We start from the raw sequence: 6,073 nt of genomic DNA, 5'->3' as shown, positions 1-6,073 counted from the left end.
TGCGCGACAGACCGCCACACCCCTTTTGTCGCCTCCCCCCCCCCCCCCCCCAACCACCCCCCCCCCCCCCCCCCCCCCCCCCTCGACCTGGAGAACCCGCGCCAGGACTTCCTCCGTGCCTCCGTCGGCGGCCTCTTCCTGCACTGGGGCCTGCGCACCGCGCCCGCCCACACCAGCTGCACCGCCTGGGAGAACGACGTCACGAACGGCGGCTGGACCCCCGACTACTGGGTGAAGGAAGCCCAGAAACTGCACACCCAGTACCTGGTCCTCGCCACCTTCCACAGCCGGCTCGGCTACGCCCGTCCCTGGCCCTCCAAGATCCCCGGCTCCTGTTCCACCAAGCGGGACTTCCTCGGTGAGCTGATCACCGCCGCCAAGGCCAAGGGCATGAAGGTCATCCTCTACATGACCAACGACCCCCAGTGGCACGACGAGGGCGGTCACGAGTGGCTCGACTCGTCCGCGTACTCCGCCTACAAGGGCAAGAACGTCGACCTGACCACCAACGACGGCTTCGGTCAGTTCAGTTACGACAACTTCTTCGAGGTCATGGACCGCTACCCCGACCTCGGCGGCTTCTGGATCGACAACGACAACTCCTACTGGGAGAGCCACAACCTCTACCAGCAGATCTACGACAAGCGCCCGAACTACACGCTCAGCAACAACAACGAAGACACGCCGATCATGGACATGATCAGCAACGAGCAGAAGACGGGCATGACCCCGGCCTACGACTATCCGCAGGCCGTCTACACCGCCCAGCCCCGCCTGACCGAGGCCGACTTCAAGCTGCCCTCGACCGGTGCGTGGTGGTACGACGGCTCCAACCCCTCCGTCGACCGCGCGCTCACCCTCGGCCGCCTCATCACCAACGCAGGCTCCTCGGTGAAGGCGCTGATGGCCGAGACGGCCCAGGTCAACGGCAAGTTCCCGTCGAATCAGGCCTCCTTCAACACCTTCGCCGACTCCTACCTCGACCCCATCTGGGAGTCCCTGCACGGCACCGAGGGCGGCGGCTACATGTACGGCGGTCTCAAGCCCGGTGCATGGAACGACGGCGCGTACGGGGTGACGACCATCGCCAAGGACGACGCGAACCGGCAGTACATCCACGTCCTGACCCCGCCCAGCACCAGCACGCTGCGCGTGCGGGACAACGGCTACCGCATCGCCTCCGTCACCAACCTCCGCACGGGAGCGGCGGTTTCGTGGTCGCAGTCCGGCGGCGTGCTCACCCTGAGCGGGCTCGGCAACTGGGACCCGTACGACACGGTCTTCAAGGTCACGACTTCCGGCCGCCAGGGCATCCTCACCGGCGTCAAGGTCAGCGCGAGCGCCTCCGCGAGCGGGCACGCCGCGTCGGCGGCCGGTGACGGCGACTACCTCACCTACTGGGACAACAACAAGACGCTGCCGGTGAACCTCACCTTCGACCTCGGCTCGGCCAAGAAGGTGCAGTACATCGGGCTCAACCAGCGCGAGGACTCAGTGGCCTACGCCCGCTCGGACACCGAGCAGTCCGCGCGGATCAAGGACTACAAGGTGTACGTCAGCAACGACGGCACCAACTGGGGAAGCGCGGTCAAGGCCGGCCAGCTGCCCAGTCGCCGGGGCATCCAGGGCATCGACCTGACCGCGGCCGACGCCCGCTACGTCCGGCTCGAGGTCGACACGACCTGGGCCGCCTCCAGCGACACCACCCGCTACAAGCGACTGCGGGTCGACGAGGCGTGGATCGGCACGTCGTACGCCACACCCGCGAACGGGGGACAGTCATGATCCGGGTCAGATCGCTCACGGCCGCGGCGGCGGGCCTGCTGCTCGCCGCGGCGGTGCCGCTCGTCGGCACCGCCCACCCGGCGGCCGCCTCCGACAACGGCCAGTCGGTCCGTCCCGCCATGGGCTGGTCCAGCTGGAGCTTCGTACGCCGCACGCCGACCGAGGCGAAGATCAAGGCACAGGCCGACGCGCTGGTCTCCAGCGGTCTGAAGGACCACGGTTTCGTCTACGTCAACCTCGACGACTTCTGGCAGAAGTGCGACTCCAACGGCTTCACCGTGGACAGCTACGGCCGTTGGGCCGTCGACACCGGCAAGTTCCCGGACGGCATCAAAGGGGTGGCCGACTACGTCCACTCCAAGGGCCTGAAGTTCGGCTTCTACGTCACGCCCGGCATCGCGAAGAACGCCGTCACCAAGAACACGCCGATCGAGGGCACCTCGTACCACGCCAAGGACATCGCGGACACGTCCACGACCGAGAAGAACTACAACTGCAAGAACATGTACGCCATCGACTACTCCAAGCCGGGCGCGCAGGAGTTCGTCGACTCCTGGGCCAAGCAGTTCGCGTCCTGGGGTGTCGACTACCTGAAGATCGACGGGGTGGGCAGCGCCGACATCCCCGACGTCCAGGCCTGGGACAAGGCGCTGCGGGCCAGCGGACGGCCCATCAACTTCGCCCTGTCCAACAACCTGCCGATCGCCGACGCCGCCACCTGGCGCAAACTGGCGAACAGCTGGCGCACCCAGGGGGACGTCGAGTGCTACTGCGGGCCGGGGAGCAACGGCAGCGGCTACCCGCTGACCGACTGGTCCCACGTCGCCAAGCGGTTCGACTCGGCCGCCTCCTGGCAGCAGTACGCCGGCCCCGGCGGCTGGAACGACCTGGACTCGCTGGAGATCGGCAACGGCGACCAGGTGGGCCTGACGGCGGACCAGCGCCGCTCGCACCTCACGCTGTGGTCGATGGCGGCGGCCCCGCTGCTGCTCGGCACCGACCTCACCCAACTCGACTCCGTTGACAAGGCGATGCTGACCAACGACCGGCTGATCGGCGTCGACCAGGACGGGGTGGCCGCGAAGCGGATCGTGAGCAGCGGTGTGAAGCAGGTCTGGAGCAAGAAGGAGAGCGACGGACAGTACGTCGTGGCCCTGTTCAACACCGGGACCTCGGGCAACGCGACGGTGAGCGTGAACTGGTCGCAGGTCGGCTTCAGCGGCTCGGGTGACGTGACCGACCTCTGGTCCGGATCCCACAAGGGCGTGATCGCCGACTCCTACAGCGCGACCCTGCGCCCGGGCGAGACCCGGCTCGTCCGGGTCAAGCCCGTCACCTCCCTCGAGGCGGCGGCCGCTTCGCCCGGGTTCGCCGTGGCCCCCTACGAGTACCTCGGCTGGGGCAACCCCCAAAGCCCCACGTCGGTGATGTCCGCGACCGGCGTCAAGTGGTTCACCCTCGCCTTCATCCTCTCCGACGGCACCTGCAACCCGAAGTGGGACGGCTCCCGCCCGCTGACCGGAGGCAGCGACCAGTCCACGATCAACGCGATCAGAGGCGCGGGCGGGGACGTCGTCGTCTCCGTCGGCGGCTGGAGCGGGAACAAGCTCGGCGAGAAGTGCTCCAGCGCCTCCGCGCTCGCCGGCGCCTACCAGAAGGTGATCAACGCCTACAAGCTGAAGGCGCTCGACATCGACATCGAGAACACCGAGTGGTCCAACGCGACCGTGCGGCAGCGGGTGGTCGACGCGCTGAAGACGGTGAAGGCGAACAACCCGGGCCTGAGGACCGTCATCACCTTCGGCACCACCTCCGGCGGCCCCGACTCCACCGGCGTCGACATGATCAAGCGGGCCGCCGACTCCGGTCTGGCGAACGACGTCTGGTGCATCATGCCGTTCGACTTCGGCGGCGGTACCACGAACATGGGCAGCCTCACCACCAAGGCCATGGAAGGACTCAAGGCCCAGGTGAAGTCGGCGTACGGCTACGGCGACGCCACCGCCTACACCCACATCGGGCTGTCGTCGATGAACGGCAAGACCGACGACTCCGGTGAGCGCGTGCGGGTGGCCGACTTCAAGACCATGCTCGCCTACGCCCAGCAGCACCACATCGGACGGCTCACCTACTGGGCCGTCAACCGCGACCGGGCCTGCGGCTCGGGCACCGACGGCGACGCCTGCAGCGGCGTGACACAGCAGCCGTACGACTACCTCAAGGTCTTCACCCAGTACACGGGCTGAGGGGAACATCCGTGAACATCAGAAGAGTTCTGCCGTACGGCGTCGCGGCGGCCCTGGCGCTGCCGCTCGCCGGACTCGGCCAGGGCACCGCGCTGGCCGCCACCGACTACCAGGCCGAGGACGCCCAGATCTCCCAGGGCACCGTGGCCACCAACCACAGCGGGTACACCGGCACCGGCTTCGTCGACTACACCAACGTCAAGGGCTCATACGTGGAGTTCACGGTGAGCGCGGCCTCCGCCGGCACCTCCGCCCTCACCCTGCGCTACGCCAACGGGACCTCCACCGACCGGCCGATGGACATCTCCGTCAACGGCACGGTCGTCGCCTCCGGGGTGTCCTTCCCGGCCACCGCCGACTGGAACACCTGGGTCACCAAGACCGTCGACGTCCCGCTGACCGCGGGCACCGACAAGATCCGGGCCACCGCCACCACCGCCAACGGGGGCCCCAACCTCGACCGGGTCAGCCTCGACGCCGCCGCCGACACCCAGGCCCCGACCCGTCCCGGACAGCCCAGCTGCTCGGACATCGGCGAGGACTCCCTCACCCTGGCCTGGGGGGCGGCCACGGACAACGTGGGGGTGAGCGCGTACGACATCTACGAGCACGGCAACAAGATCAGCGAGGCGCCGGGGAGTTCGACCTCCAAGGCGCTGACCGGGCTCACCCCGAACACCGACTACAACCTCACGGTGATCGCCCGCGACGCGGCGGGCAACACCTCGCCCGCCAGCCCGGTCGTCGACTGCACCACCAAGCCCAGCTCCGACACCACCCCGCCGAGCAAGCCGGGCACGCTGTCCGCGAGCAACGTCACCGCCAACAGCGCCGACCTCAAGTGGGGTGCGTCGACCGACGACAAGGCGGTCGTCGCCTACGACGTGCGCAGCGACACCACCGTCTACGACACGGTCACCAGCGGCACGTCGACCACGCTCACCGGGCTCGCCTGCAACAGCCCCTACAGCCTGAACGTCGTCGCCCGGGACGCGGCCGGCAACGTCTCCGAGGCCAGCAACACCGTCACCTTCACCACGAAGGCGTGCGCGACCGACGGCGGCGTCCCGTCCTCGATCGCCACGCTCTCCGGCGGCTGGACCATCCCCTGGGGCACCTACTGGATGCCCGACGGCAAGACCGCCCTGGTCACCGAGCGGGACGACTTCAAGGTCTGGAAGGTCACCAAGGACGGTGCCAGGACCCAGGTCGGCACCGTCCCGAACGCCGTCACCACCAACGGCGAGGGCGGACTGCTCGGCGTCGCCGTCGACCCCAAGTGGGAGACCAATCACTACGTCTACTTCATGCACACCGCGGACGAGGGCAACAGGGTCGTGCGCATGACCTACGACGGCACCAGGCTCGGCGACTACAAGATCCTGCTCCAGGGCATCAAGAAGAACCGCTACCACAACGGCGGACGGCTCCTCTTCGGCCCCGACGGCTACCTCTACGTCTCCACCGGGGAGGCCCAGACACCCGACCTCGCCCAGGACAAGAACTCCCTCAACGGCAAGATCCTGCGCATGACGACCGACGGGAAACCGGCCCCCGGCAACCCCTTCGGCAACTACGTCTACAGCCTCGGCCACCGCAACCCGCAGGGCCTCGCCTTCGACCGCAACGGGCGGCTGTGGGAGGCCGAGTTCGGCAACAGCTCCAAGGACGAGCTGAACCTGATCAAGCCGGGCGCCAACTACGGCTGGCCGACCTGTGAGGGCACCTGCTCGGTCGCAGGGATGACCAATCCCAAGGCCACCTGGAACGTCTCCGAGGCGTCCCCGAGCGGCATCGCCATCGTCCGCAACGTCGTCTACATGGCCTCGTTGCGCGGCGAACGGCTCTGGCGCATCCCGATCAACGGCGACACCGAGAACGTCGGCACCCCGACGGCGTACTACGTGGGAACCTACGGCCGGCTGCGGACCGTGACCAAGGTGCCGGGCGCCGACCAGCTGTGGCTGTCCACCACCAACTGCGACAACAACGGCAACGAGCCGGACGGATCCGACAAGATCTTCCGGGTCAACATCAGCTGA

The 6,073-nt window shown here is 68.0% G+C and carries 3 protein-coding genes; all 3 read left to right on the top strand.

Annotation, left to right across the window (positions count from 1 at the left end; all coding sequences use genetic code 11):
- Nucleotides 1-1,785: discoidin domain-containing protein (locus ACZ63F_RS34450; RefSeq protein WP_469717204.1), on the top strand; the 1,785-nt coding region annotated here is incomplete at its 5' end.
- Complete coding sequence (locus ACZ63F_RS34445) at nt 1,782-4,031, top strand: alpha-galactosidase (protein WP_469717203.1); 2,250 nt, start codon at nt 1,782-1,784, stop codon at nt 4,029-4,031. The genes ACZ63F_RS34450 and ACZ63F_RS34445, both read left to right, overlap by 4 nt.
- 11 nt (nt 4,032-4,042) lie before the next feature.
- Nucleotides 4,043-6,073, top strand: coding sequence for a PQQ-dependent sugar dehydrogenase (locus ACZ63F_RS34440; protein WP_469717201.1), 2,031 nt, complete (start codon nt 4,043-4,045; stop codon nt 6,071-6,073).

The sequence above is a fragment of the Streptomyces sp. NPDC104761 genome, assembly GCF_055583445.1.
The sequence above is the reverse complement of the archived record's forward strand: the minus strand, read 5'-3'. Positions and strand labels throughout refer to the sequence as shown.

Bases quoted from the DNA above. Each gene is read 5' to 3' on its own strand.
- ACZ63F_RS34445 (WP_469717203.1), top strand. From the start codon at position 1,782: ATGATCCGGGTCAGATCGCTCACGGCCGCGGCGGCGGGCCTGCTGCTC.